General features: G+C 72.3%; 13 protein-coding genes. 7 read left to right on the top strand and 6 right to left on the bottom strand.

Annotated features, from left to right (window positions below):
• Positions 1-281: 281 nt before the first annotated feature.
• The 5 genes from PYR91_RS35305 to PYR91_RS35285 all read right to left on the bottom strand — a co-directional run bounded on the left by PYR91_RS35305 (position 282) and on the right by PYR91_RS35285 (position 5,349).
• A complete protein-coding gene (locus PYR91_RS35305; protein ID WP_279787183.1) occupies positions 282-1,544 on the bottom strand; it encodes an ABC transporter substrate-binding protein in 1,263 nt (420 codons plus the stop codon).
• Positions 1,545-1,549: 5 nt separating this feature from the next.
• Positions 1,550-2,650, bottom strand: coding sequence for a branched-chain amino acid ABC transporter permease (locus tag PYR91_RS35300; protein WP_279787187.1), 1,101 nt, complete (start codon positions 2,648-2,650; stop codon positions 1,550-1,552).
• 97 nt (positions 2,651-2,747) lie between these two features.
• Positions 2,748-3,638, bottom strand: coding sequence for a branched-chain amino acid ABC transporter permease (locus PYR91_RS35295; protein ID WP_279787180.1), 891 nt, complete (start codon positions 3,636-3,638; stop codon positions 2,748-2,750).
• Entirely contained in the window at positions 3,635-4,408 is a 774-nt protein-coding gene (locus PYR91_RS35290; RefSeq protein ID WP_279787178.1) for an ABC transporter ATP-binding protein, read from the bottom strand. The genes PYR91_RS35295 and PYR91_RS35290 overlap by 4 nt, the downstream gene beginning before the upstream one ends.
• An 83-nt stretch (positions 4,409-4,491) precedes the next feature.
• The gene (locus tag PYR91_RS35285; RefSeq protein WP_279787177.1) at positions 4,492-5,349 is read right to left on the bottom strand and encodes an ABC transporter ATP-binding protein; all 858 of its coding nucleotides are present in this window, start codon (positions 5,347-5,349) and stop codon (positions 4,492-4,494) included.
• A gap of 185 nt (positions 5,350-5,534) precedes the next feature.
• Between PYR91_RS35285 and PYR91_RS35280 the strand changes: the two genes are divergently transcribed.
• The 4 genes from PYR91_RS35280 to PYR91_RS35265 all read left to right on the top strand — a co-directional run bounded on the left by PYR91_RS35280 (position 5,535) and on the right by PYR91_RS35265 (position 9,267).
• Entirely contained in the window at positions 5,535-6,983 is a 1,449-nt protein-coding gene (locus tag PYR91_RS35280) for a helix-turn-helix domain-containing protein (protein ID WP_279787175.1), read from the top strand.
• A 109-nt stretch (positions 6,984-7,092) separates the two neighbouring features.
• The gene (locus tag PYR91_RS35275; protein ID WP_279787174.1) at positions 7,093-7,539 is read left to right on the top strand and encodes an SRPBCC family protein; all 447 of its coding nucleotides are present in this window, start codon (positions 7,093-7,095) and stop codon (positions 7,537-7,539) included.
• Positions 7,540-7,594: 55 nt separating this feature from the next.
• Positions 7,595-8,578, top strand: a complete 984-nt coding sequence (gene ppk2, locus PYR91_RS35270) for a polyphosphate kinase 2 (RefSeq protein WP_279787173.1) — start codon at positions 7,595-7,597, stop codon at positions 8,576-8,578.
• Positions 8,579-8,793: 215 nt separating this feature from the next.
• A complete protein-coding gene (locus PYR91_RS35265) occupies positions 8,794-9,267 on the top strand; it encodes an ATP-binding protein (protein ID WP_279787171.1) in 474 nt (157 codons plus the stop codon).
• 9 nt (positions 9,268-9,276) lie between these two features.
• Here the strand turns inward: PYR91_RS35265 and PYR91_RS35260 are convergent, their stop codons facing one another.
• Positions 9,277-10,251 (bottom strand): LuxR C-terminal-related transcriptional regulator, encoded by a 975-nt coding sequence (locus PYR91_RS35260; RefSeq protein WP_279787169.1) that lies wholly within the window; start codon positions 10,249-10,251, stop codon positions 9,277-9,279.
• A gap of 129 nt (positions 10,252-10,380) precedes the next feature.
• Between PYR91_RS35260 and PYR91_RS35255 the strand changes: the two genes are divergently transcribed.
• From PYR91_RS35255 to PYR91_RS35245, 3 genes are all read left to right on the top strand, one after another.
• Complete coding sequence (locus PYR91_RS35255; protein ID WP_279787167.1) at positions 10,381-11,994, top strand: ABC transporter substrate-binding protein; 1,614 nt, start codon at positions 10,381-10,383, stop codon at positions 11,992-11,994.
• Between the two features lie 100 nt (positions 11,995-12,094).
• The gene (locus PYR91_RS35250; protein WP_279787165.1) at positions 12,095-13,021 is read left to right on the top strand and encodes an ABC transporter permease; all 927 of its coding nucleotides are present in this window, start codon (positions 12,095-12,097) and stop codon (positions 13,019-13,021) included.
• The gene (locus tag PYR91_RS35245; protein ID WP_279787163.1) at positions 13,014-13,916 is read left to right on the top strand and encodes an ABC transporter permease; all 903 of its coding nucleotides are present in this window, start codon (positions 13,014-13,016) and stop codon (positions 13,914-13,916) included. The genes PYR91_RS35250 and PYR91_RS35245 overlap by 8 nt, the downstream gene beginning before the upstream one ends.
• Positions 13,917-13,965 lie beyond the last annotated feature (49 nt).

The following is a 13,965-nucleotide window of genomic DNA, read 5'->3' as shown; positions in this document are numbered from 1 at the left end:
GGGCGGCGGGGGGGGGGCCGCGGGGGGGGGCGGGGGGGCGCCCCCCCGGGCGGGGGGGCGGGGGGGCGGGGGGGGGCGCCGCCGGGGGGGGGGGGGGGGCGCCGCCGGCCCCCCGGCGCCCCCCGCGGCCGGCGCGCGGGAACCGGGCCCGCGGCAGCCGCTCCGGCCGGCCGGGACAGTCGGCCGGCCGGGCCGGTGGCCGGCCGGGACGACCGACCGGCCGGGTCGGTGGCCGGCCCGGTCGACGGTCGGCCGGGTCCATAGCCGGCCGGACCGGGGGCTCAGCCGACCGGGACCTGGTAGTCCTGGGCGAGGTCGGAGACGGCCGCCTCCTTGAAGACGACCGCGCCGCCGACCGCCGCCTTGTCGGGCTTGACGATGTAGGACGAGCGGGACGCCGGCTGGTCGATGCGGGAGAAGTCCATGGGCGTGCCGAAACCGCCGTCCCACGACGGTGTCGAGCGGTGCGCCTTGACGATGCCCTCACGGCTGAGGTCCTTGGCCTGGCACGCCTTCTTCAGCGCGTCGCCGACGATCAGCGCGGCGGAGTACCCGGCGCCGACGCCGCTGTCGACCGGCTGGCCGGAGAACTTCGCCTGGTACTCGGAGACCAGCTTCTTGATCGCCGGCAGCGGCGAGCTCATGGGCGCGGCGGCGGTCATGATGTAGTACTCCTTGAGCAGCGCCGGCGCGGCGGGCGTGCCGAGCAGCTGCGGGCTGTAGGCCGAGTTGCTGGCCACGAACGGGATGTCCATGCCGCGCGCGACCGCCACCCCCACCAGGGACGCCGCCTGGCGCGGCCCGACCGACACCAGCACGGCCTTGACCCCGGCCGCCTTGAACGCCGACACCTGAGCGCTCATGTCCTGGTCGGTGGCCTTGATCTTCTGCTCCACGACGCCGAGGCCGAGCTTGCCGGCCGCGTGCTTGGACCCGTTGAGCGCGCTCTCGCCGTAGTCGCCCTCGAAGTACAGGTGGCCGATCTTGTCGCCCGACTTGACGCCCTTCTCCTTGACCAGGAAGTCCACCCCGTTGATCATGTCCACGTCGTAGGTGGTGCCGGTCACCTGGATGGCCTGGCCGCCCAGCAGGCCCGTGGCCCACGCCATGGGCAGGGTGAGCAGCTTGTCGGTCTCGATGCGCTGCTTGAGCGCCATGACCATCGGCGACCCGATGAACTGGCTGACCGCCGCCGACTTCGGCCCGATCTCGGTGTAGGCGGCCACGGCCTTCTGCGCGTCGTAGCCGTGGTCGCGCACGACCGTCTCCACCGTGCGGCCGCATACCCCGCCCTGCGCGTTGAGCTGCTCGAAGTAGAGCTGCTGCGCCTGGGTGATGCTCTTGCCGAGCGAGGCGTACGGCCCGGTGAGGTCGGTGAGCATCCCGACCGAGATCTTGTCCGCGGTCACGCCGGGACCGGTCTTCACGCCGTCGCCCCCGGTGGCGGGGGCGCCGCCCGTGGCCTTGTCGCTCGCGCAGGCGGTGACCGCCAGCGCGAGCGCCGCGAGCGTCGCCGCTCCGGTACGGATGCCGAACTTTCCCATGTCGGTCAGCTCCTGGTGTCGGGGGTGGGGGAGGTGGAAGGGGAGGCGGGCGGGGGGGAGAACGGGAGGGCCGGCCCGCGGCCGAGGACGGCCCGGCGCCCGCCCGGCGCGCCGCGCAGCCGTCCGAGCAGCCCGAGCAGGCCCCCGGGCAGGAACAGCACCACAGCGACCACCGCGGCGCCGTACAGGATGCGGGCGGCCTCGGCGGGGGAGACCCCGCCGGAGCCGGGCTCGGCGATCAGCGGCAGCGTGCCGCTGTAGCGGGTGAGCAGCTGGGGCAGCACCGAGACGAAGACCGCGCCGAGGATCGCGCCGCCGACCGACCCCAGCCCGCCGATGACGATCATCGCCAGGTAGTCGAGGGACAGCAGCATGCCGAAGTACTCCGGCACGGTCCGCTGGAAGACCAGCGCCAGCATCACCCCGGCAAGCCCGGCGTACATGGACGACAGCACGAACACCCCGGCCCGGTAGCGCGCCACGGGCACGCCCATGACGCCCGCGGCGATCTCGTGGTCGCGGATGGTGTTCATCGCCCGCCCCGGACGGCCGCGCAGCACGCCCCGCGCGAACGCGGCGGCGCCCAGCACCAGGAGCAGGCCGAGGAACCACAGCCGCTCCAGGGCGCCGAACGGCACGTTCAGCAGCACCAGTTCGGGGGTGTCGGCGAAGGTCAGCCCGAACAGCTCCAGCGGCGGGACCGCGCGGCCGTTGTACCCGCCGGTGACCGGCTCGGCGTTGAACAGCAGGTGCTGCCCCAGGAAGATCAGCGCCAGCGTCGCGATGCCGAGGTAGGCGCCCTTCAGGCGGCCGGCGATGGGGCTGAACAGGCCGCCGGCGACGCCGGCGGTCAGCACGGCCAGCACCACGGCCAGCGGCGTGGGCAGGCCGAGGCCGCCGATCGCGTGCGCGCCGTCCTGCCCGGGGTCGGCGAAGTAGACGTAGGCGTAGGCGCCGACGGCCAGGAAGAAGGCGTGGCCCATCGAGAGCTGCCCGGTGGACCCGGTGAGCAGGTTGATCCCGATGGCGCCGACGGCCGCCGACATCGCGAACAGCCCGGTCTGCAGCCAGAAGCCGTCCAGGTAGAACGGCACGGCGATCGCCACGAGGGCGGCGGCGGCCCAGGCGGCCCACCGGGCCGTCCGCCGTGCCGTCCCGGCGCCGGAGCCCGGGCCCCGGGCGGCCCGCCCGGCGGCTGTCACGTCAGACACGGGCGGTCTCCCTCGTTCCGAACAGCCCGGCGGGGCGCAGCAGCAGGATCACGAGCATGACGAGGAACGGCGCCACGTCGCCGATCCCGCGCCCGAGGAACGCGAGCTGGTTCTGGTAACCGGTCATCAGCGCCTCGGTGACGCCGACGATCAGCCCGCCGGCCAGCGCCCCGGTGGTGGAGTCCAGGCCGCCCAGGATCGCGGCAGGGAACGCCTTGATCGCCGCGAACGAGGTGCCGCGGTCCAGGCCCGGGGTCGGGAACACGCACAGGAACAGCGCCGCCACGGCCGCCAGCGCCCCGGCGACCGCCCAGGCGCTCAGCGACACCCGGCCGAGCCGGATGCCCATCAGGGCCGCGGTCTCGGCGTCCTCGGCGGTGGCCCGCATGGCGACGCCCCAGCCGGTGTACCGGAACGCCAGCAGGAAGAGCGTGATCAGCGCCGCGGCCGTGCCCAGCGCCACGATGCGCACCTCGGCGACGGTCACCCCGCCGATGTGCACCACCGAGTCGCCCCAGGGGTCGCCGAGCGAGAGGATCTCGGTGCCCATCTGCCGGGTCAGCTCGGTGGTGATGACGATGTCGACGCCGATGGTGACGATCGCCAGCACGCTGTGCGAGCCGACGTTCGCCCTGCGGATGATGAGGAACTCCACGAGTGCCGCCAGCAGGCCGGCGAAGGCCACGCCGATCAGCAGCGCGAGCCAGAAGCCGGTGAACGGATGCAGCCGGGCCACCACGTAGCCGCCTGCCAGCAGCAGTGAGGCGTGCGCGAAGTTCACCACCTCGGTGGCCTTGAAGATGATCACGAATCCCAGGGCGATGAGCGCGTACACCGACCCCATGGAGAGGCCGTTGACCAGAAGCTCCAGAAACGTGATCACGCGTGCTCCCCGTTCGCGCTTGTGCCGAGATAGGCCCGGATGACCGCCGGATCGGCCTGGACCTCCTCGGGGGTCCCGTCGGCGATGCGGCGGCCGAAGTCCAGCACGGTGACCCGGTCGGCCAGGCGCATCACCACGCCCATGTCGTGCTCGACGAGCACCACCGAGATGCCGAGGCTCTCCCTGACCGCGACGACCAACTCGGCGATCTCCTCCCGCTCGCCGCCGGTCATGCCGGCGACGGGCTCGTCCAGCAGCAGCAGGCGCGGCTCCATGCACAGCGCCCTGGCCAGCTCGACGCGTTTCTGCACGCCGTACGGCAGCAGCCCCACCGGGGTGCCCAGCCGGTCGCCGATGCCGACGAACTCGGCGATCTCGGCCGCCCGCGCCCGGTGCAGCGCCGCCTCCGCGCGCGCCGACGGCAGCCGCAGGCCCGCCGAGACGAAGCCCGCCCGGGTCAGGCGGTGGCGGCCGAGCATCAGGTTGTCCAGCACCGGCAGGTGGCGCGAGAGCGCGATGTTCTGGAACGTGCGTGCCACGCCGAGCGCGGCGATGCGGTGCGGCGCCAGGGCGGTCAGCTCGGCGTCGCCGAAGCGGACGCTGCCCGACGTGGCCCGGTACACCCCCGACAGCACGTTGAAGCAGGTCGACTTGCCGGCGCCGTTCGGCCCGATGACGGCGTGCACCGTCCCGGGCCGGACGGTGAAGCTGACCCCGTCCAGCGCCGTGAGCCCCGCGAACCGCACGGTCACGTCCTTGACGTCCAGCACGGCCGGCTCCCACGGTGCCGGGTCCGCCCCGGCCCGTCCGGTCGCCGCGGAACCGGACATACCGTCTGGTTGGTATGACGTGGTCACGCGAACCACCTCGCCAGCGCCGGCCTCGGACGCGCCGCGGGGCGCCGCGCGCCGCCGTCGCCGGGCGGGCCCGGCCGGCCCGCGCCGTCGCCGGGGGCGTCGGTGACGCCGAGGTAGCGCCGCCGCACCTCGTCGCCGAGCGCCAGCTCGGTGGTCGGGCCTTCGAGCGCCACCTCGCCCACCTCCAGCACGTAGGCGTACGAGGCGAGCGACAGCGCGGTCGCGGCGTTCTGCTCGATGAGCAGCACCGAGGTGCCGTCCGCGTTGATCTGCCGGATCGTCTCGGCGATGCGGGCAGCCACCAGCGGCGCCAGACCCAGCGTGGGCTCGTCCAGCAGCAGCAGGGAGGGACGGGCCATCAGGGCCCTGCCGATGGCGAGCATCTGCTGCTCGCCGCCCGACAGCAGCCCCGCGCGCTGGTGGGCGCGCTCGGCCAGCACCGGGAACAGGCTGTGCACCTGCTCGCGCGCCTGAGCGGCGGCCCTGCCGCCTCCGGCGCCCAGCGCGCCGGCGCGCAGGTTGTCCTCCACGGTCATCCGCCCGAACACGCGGCGCCCCTCGGGCACCTGCGTGACGCCCCGGGCCACGACGGCCGGGGCGGGGATGCCAGAAAGACGTTCGCCCGCCCAGGTGACGGTACCCGCGGCGATGCCGCCCCGATGGAAGCGCAGCGTTCCGGAGATGGCCCGCAACAGGGTCGTCTTGCCCGCGCCGTTCGTGCCGAGGACGGTGACGATCGATCCCGGCGGGACCCTGAGCGAGACCCCGCGCAGCGCGCGGACCGGACCGTAGTTCACCACCACATCGCTGACCGCCAGCCCGCCGTCGTGCGGCGGGGGCGCCGTGACCTCCATCGCTCCTCCAGACATTCGGTGCAGGCACACGTAAACGCCGTACGCGCACCGCCGTCCAGATGCCGCCGTGAAGTCGGGACCGGTGCCCACCGGCGCGGAAAGGCCGTTGTGCGCCAGCACAACGGCACGTCACGAAATCAAACCGAACCTTGTTCCGTATGCGAGCGGATGGCAGTCTCGGGAGGATGGCCGCCAAGCGCACCGAGCACGTGCACCGGGAGGTCCGCGAGGTCCTGCGGCTCGCCGCCGCCCGCCTGCTCCAACGGCTGCCCGAGCTCACCGAGGAGCTGGTCACCCGGGTGCGAGAGGGGGACGAGGCCTACCGCAGGCTCGTCTCCCCGGACGACCACTGGCAGAGCACGCAGGACGGCCTGCGCATCGGCATCGAGGCGATCCTGCAGAAGCCCGAGGAGCGCCGTGACCTGGCGTTCGCGCGGCAGATGGCGAGCCGCCGCGCCGAGCAGGGCCTGCCGCTTGAGTCGCTCATGCGCATGTACCGCCTGTCCGCGCAGGTGACCTGGGCCGGGTTCGTCGACCTGGTCGAGCGTGAGCATCCCGAACGGCTGGGCGCGCTCGTGCGCACGGCGACGCACGTCTGGCACGCCATCGACCGGCAGGCCCTGACGGCCGCCGAGACCTACCGCCGGCGCGAGAAGGAGCTGCTCGGCCGCAGCAACGAGCGGGTGAACGCGCTGCTCGACGAGCTCCTGGAGGGCGCGGCCGACGGCGCCGCGGCGCGGTCGGCGGCCGCCGCGCTGGACCTGCCGGAGCGGGGGCGTTATGCGGTCGTCACAATCAGGCTCCCGCTGCGCCACGAGCACGAGGCTCACCGCCACGGCGGCCACGACGGCCACGCCTCCTGCGGGCCCGGGTACGCGTCGGGCTCCGCGCCCGCCGACGCCGCCTCCCCGGCCTCCCCGGCGTCCCCCTCGGCGACCGCGGACGCGCAGGGGGCGCACGTCCCCGCGCAGGCGGGAGAGCGGGCGTCCGCCCCGCAGCTCCGGGCGGCCGTCCCCGCGCAGGGCATGGCGGCCGTCTCCGCGCAGGGCATGGACGCCGCCGGGCACGGCGTGGACGCGCATCCGGAGGCCGTGGGAGCGATGCGGGTGCTGTGGCGGATGCGCACCCAGCACGAGGTGGCCGTCGTCGCCCTGGGGGACGGCACGCTGGACGAGCTGGTCGCGGGCATGAAACCGGTGGTGTACGGCCCGGCCGGGGTCAGCCCGGTGGTCGAGGGCCTCGGCGAGCTGGCGACCGCCCGGCGCCTGGCCGAGCTGGCCATGCGCACCTGCTCGGGCTGCGGTCCGGAGATCGCCCGGCTGGACCGCAGGCTCCCCTCGGCCCTGGTGATCTCCCAGCCGGAGCTGTCGGGGCACCTGGTGTCCGGCGTGCTCGGGGCGCTGCTCTCGCTCGACCCGGCCGACCGCGACGTCCTGCTCGCCACCCTTTCGGCCTGGCTGCGCTGCGAGGGCTCGGCCGCGCGCGCCGCGGGACAGCTGTACTGCCACCGCAACACGGTCTTCAACCGCATGCGCCGCGTCGAGCAGCTCACCGGGCGGTCGCTCTCCCGCCCGCGCGACATCGTGGAGCTGGCCCTCGCCCTGGAGGCGGCACGCCTGCTGCCGCCGGGATGAGCGGCCGAACCGCGCGCGCCGGAGCCGATCCGCGTGTGGAATGGAGGCAGTGGCCGAGCAGCCGTCTTGCGCGCCGCGCCGTGCCGGTGCCGCGCGAGGAGGGACAGCAGTGGACGAGGAATGCCTGAGGATCGACGCGCCCCCCAGAATCGTGTGGGAGCTGGTGACCGACATCACGCGTTACGGCGAGTGGAGCCCGGAGAACGTCGGCGGCCACTGGCTGGCCGGCGTCGGAGGGCATCTGGGCGCCTCCTTCCGGGGGCTCAACCGCCACGGCCTGCTCCACTGGGCCACCACCTGCACGGTGGTCGAGTGGGAGCGTCCCCGGCGGTTCACCTTCGAGGTGGGGTTGTCGCGCATGCGCTGGGGCTACCGGCTGGCCCCCGAGTGCGGCGGCACCATCCTGTGCGAGTGGCGCGAGCACATCGGCGCCCCGCCCGCGCCGGTGCTCGCCCTGCTCTCGACCGGGTTCCTCGGGCGCGACCGCGAGGGCCTGATGGTCGAGGGGATGCGCCGGACGCTGCGCGGCATCAAAGAGGCGGCCGAACGGGCCTGATCAAGGCCCTCGGGCGGCGGTCGAAGCGCTTGTGCGGGTATGTAATGCTGGCGTCATGACCTCGGGACCTTCGGAAATCCTGCCCGTGCGAGAAGCCGCCGAATCCAGCGAGCTGATCGACCAGACTCCCGGGTTGTGGGTGGACGCCAGCGACGACGACGACCCCATCCTGCTGTACTCCGACGGGCGCACGGTCGACACCTGGCGCGAGCACTACCCCTACACCGAGCGCATGTCGCGTTCGGAGTACGACCAGACCAAGCGCTTGCTCCAGATCGAGCTGCTGAAGCTCCAGTACTGGATCAAGGACACCGGCGGGCGCCTGGTGCTCCTGTTCGAGGGACGGGACGCCGCCGGCAAGGGCGGCACCATCAAGCGGTTCATGGAGCACCTGAACCCCCGCGGCGCGACCGTCGTGGCGCTGGAGAAGCCCAGCGAGCGCGAGCGCACCCAGTGGTACTTCCAGCGGTACGTCGCCCACCTGCCGGCCGCGGGCGAGATGGTGCTGTTCGACCGGTCGTGGTACAACCGCGCCGGCGTCGAGCGGGTCATGGGCTTCTGCTCTCCCGAGGAGTACCAGGAGTTCATGCTGCAGACGCCGCTGTTCGAGCGCATGCTGGTGCGCGACGGCGTCCACCTGGTCAAGCTGTGGTTCTCGGTGTCGCACCGCGAGCAGCGCACCCGCTTCATCATCCGCCAGGTCGACCCCGTGCGGCAGTGGAAGCTCTCCCCGATGGACCTGCAGTCGCTCGACAAGTGGGACCAGTACACCAGGGCCAAGGAGGACATGTTCCTCAACACCGACACCGAGGACGCGCCCTGGACGGTCATCAAGAGCAACGACAAGAAGCGCGCCCGCATCGAGGCCATGCGGTACGTCCTGAGCCAGTTCGAGTACGACGGCAGGGACGACAAGGTGGTCGGCACGCCCGACCCGCTGATCGTCCGCTCGGCCGCCGACATCTTCGACGAGGACAACGACGACTCCGGCGACCTGGACACCCCCATCCCGCCGCCATTGCCCGCCTCGGGGGTCTGAGCGCCGCGTCCGGTTCGCCGCGGGGCACGACCGGGGCCCGCGGCCACCGCACAGCGGCCCCACCGATCCCCGGCTCCCCAGCGGCGGCGCTTGACCTTCACTCAGGACAGTCGCACGCTCTCCGTGGCGACCAGGTTCCTACCTTTTCGCGACATCTCTACGGATGATTCCCGCGTCCTTACATCGTGCGGGCAGATCACTGACGGGGGGGTCGTATGACTTCATCGGGGTACGGCAGGGCCGAACCGGCCAGCGACCGCGTGTTACACCTGGCCGGCGATCCCGACGCGGTGGCGCGGGCCCGGCGGCTGGTGTCACTGGCGGTCGGGCCTCGGCACCCGCTGCACGACGACTGCGTCCTGCTGACGAGCGAGATCGCCACCAACGCGGTGGTGCACTCGGACTCCGGCGACGGCGGCACGTTCACGCTGTGCGTGTCCTACGCGGCCGACTGGGTGCGGATCGCCATCCAGGACGCCGGGTCGGTCGACCCGCCGTTCGGCTGGCGCCCGTCCTCGCCGCTGGACAGCGGAGGCCGGGGCCTGCTGCTGCTGGAGGCGCTCGCCCACCGCTGGGGCTTCATCCGCGAGGCGGGGACGAACAACGTCTGGTTCGAGATGCACATCGATCTCGCCAACACCGGGCCGGCCGCCTCCAACGGCTCCCGGCGCACCGTCCTGCGCCGGTGAGCCCGGCGCTCAGGGCAGGTCGAGGCGGCACAGCCCTTCGGCGAGGACCTTGGTGGTCAGCCTGGTGCGGCTGTCGCAGCCGAGCTTGGTGAAGATGTGCTCCAAATGGGTGGTCACCGTGCGGACGCTGAGCACCAGCGCCGCGGCGATCTGCGGGTTGGAGTCGCCCAGCGCCACCCGCGTGAGCACCTCTACCTCGCGCGCCGTCAGGTCGTAGGGCACCACGCAGGGGCGCTCGGCGACGACCGCCCCCTGGATGGCGCCGTGGAAGCCGACGCCGGCCCGGTGCACGCGGACCTCGCGCCACTGGCCCGTGGAGTCCAGCCACAGCCCCCGCCGCGACAGCTCCCGCGAGTCCAGGAAGTTGGCCGCCAGGGACGCCATCGCGGGCTCGCGCCCGATCGCCTCCGACAGCGGCCACCCGGCGACGGCGCGCCGGCGCCCGCCGCGTTCGAAGGCCACCGCGTGGAAGCCCGGCGGCAGGCCCAGCGGGTCGATGACGCACCGCGTGAGGTCGGTCACGTGGGCCAGGGTGCACGACACCGCGCTGAGCACCGTCGTCGTCTCGGGCGGCAGCGCCTCCCGGGAGTTGACGTGCAGCAGGCCCGTGTACCGCTCGTCGCCCACGAACAGCGGCGCGGTCAGGCCCGACAGCCAGCCGTAGGGCTGCAGGTGCCTGCGGTAGTACCGCTCGGTGCCCGGCGAGCCCATGGCCAGCGGGACGCGGGAGGCCATGGCGCGCCGGTAGGGGTCCAGCCCGGCGTACTCCTCGGCGGCGTCGTCGTCGACCCGCGTGTACCCGGAGGACACCAGGCTGCGGTGGCGTCCGGTGGCGGGGTCGAACGCGACGAACTCGTAGGCCTCGATCGGGATGATCTTCCGCAGGGCGGTCATCGCCCCGTGCGCCCCCGACCCTCCGGCCACCTGGAACCCCACTTCGGTGAACGCGTGGAGATGCCGGGAGTTGAGGGTGATCAGATCCATCGATCCTCCGTGATCAGCTTGCCGGACGCTCGGTGGCGAGGGGAATACGTAAACCTTCCGATGCAGACCCTTGTTCGGCTATTTAGCCTCTCCGGCATCACGCCGGGGCGACGGAGAGGCAGAGGAACAGTGACGGTAGTACGGAAGTCGAGAGGTGCCGCCGTCCTCCTCGCGGCGGCGCTCGCGGTGAGCGCGTGCGGCGGTTCCGGCGGCGACACGGGCGGCTCCGGCGGTGACCAGGGCGGACAGGCCGCAGCGCAGTTCTCCGTGGCACTCACCGAGCCCGACCACCTCACCCCCGGCAACACGTCGAGCAGCTACTCGATCACCGTACTGCAGGCGCTGTTCGACACGCTGGTGGTCATCGACCCCAGCGGCAAGCCGCAGATGCGCGCCGCCGAGTCGGTGACGAGCGACGACCAGCAGACCTGGACGATCAAGGTGAAGTCGGGGCAGAAGTTCCACAACGGCGAGGCGGTCACCGCCGAGAGCTTCGCCGACGCCTGGAACGCCGCCGCGTACGGCCCGAACGCCTGGACCAACAACTACTACTTCGCCAACGTCGAGGGCTACGACAAGCTCAACCCCGAGGCCGAGGGCGCCAAGCCCGAGACCGACAAGCTCAGCGGGCTCAAGGTCGTCGACCCCGCCACGCTGGAGGTCAGGCTCACCGCGCCGTTCAGCCAGTTCCCCATCACGCTGGCCTACACCGGCTTCGCGCCGATGCCGAAGGCCGCCTTCGCCGACCTGAAGGCCTTCGACCAGAAGCCGATCGGCAACGGGCCGTTCGCGCTCGACGGCGAGTGGTCGCACAACCAGCAGATCAAGCTCAAGCGGTTCGAGGGGTACGCCGGCCCGCGCCCGGCCAAGGCGGGCGGCGTCCTGTTCAAGATCTACGCCAGCCGTGACACCGCCTACACCGACCTGCGCGCCAACAAGGTCGACCTGCTGCAGACCATCCCGCCCGCGAGCGCCTCCGAGGCCGGGAAGCTGCTCGGCGAGCGTTTCGTGCCCACCCCGAGCGGCACGATGGACTACCTTGGCTTCCCGGTGTACGACAAGCGCTTCCAGAGTGCCGACCTTCGCAAGGCGTTCTCGATGGCGATCGACCGCCAGGGCATCGTGGACGCCGTCTTCAACGGCGCCTTCAAGCCGATGGCCTCGCTGGTGGCGCCGCTGGTGCCCGGATACCGCGAGAACGCCTGCGGCGAGGCCTGCGTGTACGACCCCGCCAAGGCCAAGGCGCTGTTCGACAAGGCCGGCGGGTTCAGCGGCACGCTCCAGCTCTACTTCTCCAACGCCGACCCCAGCTACGAGCAGTGGATGCAGGCGGTGGCCAACCAGCTCAAGCAGAACCTCGGCGTCGCCGACATCCAGTTCCGCAAGATCCCGGCCGCCGACTACCTGTCCACGCTGCGCGAGCACCGGCAGGAGGGCCCGTACCGCAACAACTGGGTGATGGACTACCCGAGCCCGCAGAACTACCTGGAGTCGATGTGGGGCGAGGGCAACCGCATGGGCTGGGAGAGCAAGGCGTTCACCGACCTCATCGCGCAGGCCAACGCGGCGCCGAGCATGGAGGCCAGCATCCCGCTCTACCAGCAGGCCGAGGACCTCGCGCTCGCCGAGATGCCGATGATCCCGCTGTGGAACTGGCAGGACCAGGCCGGTTACTCCAACCGGATCGGCGGCGTCAAGATCGACGCCTACAGCCCGAACCTCGACACGATCACGGTCAAGTAGGAATGCGCCCCACCGGGACCCCGCACGCGGCCGCGCGCCGCGCGGGGTCCCCCCGTGCCACGCCCCGGCCCGCGCCGCCGGGCCCTCCGGGGGCCGCTCGGTGAGGTACGCGGTCTACCGCCTGCTCCAGGCGGTCCCGGTCTTCGTGGCCACCACCTTCCTGATCTACGCCATGGTGTGGTCCCTGCCCGGGGACCCCATCCTGGCGCTCGCCGGCGACAAGCCGCTGCCGGAGTCGGTGATCCGGACGCTGCGCGCGCAGTACAACCTGGACGAGCCGTTGATCGTCCAGTACGGCCTCTACATGGCCGGGGTGTTCCTGCGCGGCGACCTCGGGCAGACCTTCACCGGGCAGGAGGTCAGCGAGCTGCTGCAGGACCGCTGGGCGGTCACCGCGCAGCTCGCCGCCACCGCGTGGATCTTCGAGCTGGTCGTCGGCATCGCGCTCGGCGTGGTGGCCGGGCTGCGCCGCGGCAAGATGGCCGACACCGCCGTGCTGGCCGGGACGACGTTCGTCATCGCGGTCCCGGTCTTCGTCGTCGGCTACACCGCCCAGATCGTGTTCGGCCTGAATCTGGGCCTGTTCCCGACCGCCGGCACCGACGAGGGCTGGCCGTACAGCTACCTGCTGCCCGGCATGGTGCTGGGCTCGTTCGGCCTGGCCTACGTCGCGCGGCTCACCCGCACCAGCGTGGTGGAGAACCTGCGCGCCGACTACGTGCGCACGGCCGCGGCCAAGGGCATGCCCCGCTCGCGGATCATCGGCAGGCACGCGCTGCGCAACTCCCTGATCCCCGTGGTCACCTACCTCGGCATCGACATCGGCAACCTGATGGCCGGCGCCGTGGTCACCGAGGGCATCTTCAACCTGCCCGGCATCGGCCAGCAGGTCTTCCAGTCCATCCAGCTCCAGGAGGGCCCCGTCGTCGTCGGCGTCATCACCCTGCTCGTCATGATCTTCATGGCCGCCAACCTCGTCGTCGACCTGCTGTACGGCGTGCTCGACCCGAGGATCCGCCGTGGTTGACCTCAAGGCGTCCGCGGAGGCGGCGGGCCCCGAGCCCGCGCACGAGCCGCGCGGCTCGCTGTGGCACGACGCGTGGCTGGAGCTGCGCGGCCGGGTGTTGTTCTGGGTAGCGGCGGCCATCCTGCTCGTCGCCTGCGCCATGGCGGCGTTCCCCTCGTTGTTCGCCAGGCTCGGCCCGCACGAGAACTGCAACCTGCGAATGTCCAAGAAGGGCCCCGGCGGCGGCGCCCTGTTCGGGTACGACCTGCAGGGCTGCGACTACTGGTCGCAGATGGTGCACGGCACCCGCGCGTCCGTGCTGATCGGCCTGTCCGTCACCCTCTTCTCCCTGCTGATCGCCGTCCTGCTCGGCCTGCTCGCCGGCTACTACGGCGGCGTGCTTGACGCCGTGCTCTCCCGGGTGACCGACGTCTTCTTCGGCATCCCCTTCGTGCTCGGCGCCACCGTCATCCTCGTCGCGTTCCCCGGCCACGGCATCTGGGCCATGACGCTCGTGCTGGTGCTGCTCGGATGGACGACCATGACCCGGCTCATGCGCGGGCAGGTCATCGCGGTGCGCGACACCGACTACGTGATGGCGGCCCGCGCCCTCGGCGCCGGCCACGCGCGCATCATGTTCCGGCACATCCTGCCCAACTCCATCGCCCCGGTGTTCGTGGTGGCCATGCTCAACGTCGGCAACGTCATCTCCGGCGAGGCCACCCTGGACTACCTGGGCGTCGGTCTGCAGTACCCCGACGTGTCGTGGGGGCTGCAGCTCAACGTGGCCCAGTCGTTCTTCGCCGAGTACCCGCACCTGCTCGTCTTCCCCGCGCTGTTCCTCACCGCCACCGTGCTGAGCTTCCTGCTGCTGGGCGACGTCGTCCGCGACGCCCTGGACCCCAAACTGCGCTGACCGCGGCCGTGACACCCCTCAACCCCGGCGATGGCCTGGACGGCGGGCC

Source organism: Sphaerisporangium sp. TRM90804 (assembly GCF_029846175.1).
Taxonomy (GTDB): domain Bacteria; phylum Actinomycetota; class Actinomycetes; order Streptosporangiales; family Streptosporangiaceae; genus Sphaerisporangium.
The sequence above is the reverse complement of the archived record's forward strand: the minus strand, read 5'-3'. Positions and strand labels throughout refer to the sequence as shown.

Coding starts and splice junctions, on each gene's coding strand:
- PYR91_RS35305 (WP_279787183.1), bottom strand. CDS start 1,544: ATGGGAAAGTTCGGCATCCGTACCGGAGCGGCGACGCTCGCGGCGCTC.
- PYR91_RS35285 (WP_279787177.1), bottom strand. CDS start 5,349: ATGGAGGTCACGGCGCCCCCGCCGCACGACGGCGGGCTGGCGGTCAGC.
- PYR91_RS35280 (WP_279787175.1), top strand. CDS start 5,535: ATGGCCGCCAAGCGCACCGAGCACGTGCACCGGGAGGTCCGCGAGGTC.
- ppk2 (WP_279787173.1), top strand. CDS start 7,595: ATGACCTCGGGACCTTCGGAAATCCTGCCCGTGCGAGAAGCCGCCGAA.
- PYR91_RS35265 (WP_279787171.1), top strand. CDS start 8,794: ATGACTTCATCGGGGTACGGCAGGGCCGAACCGGCCAGCGACCGCGTG.
- PYR91_RS35260 (WP_279787169.1), bottom strand. CDS start 10,251: ATGGATCTGATCACCCTCAACTCCCGGCATCTCCACGCGTTCACCGAA.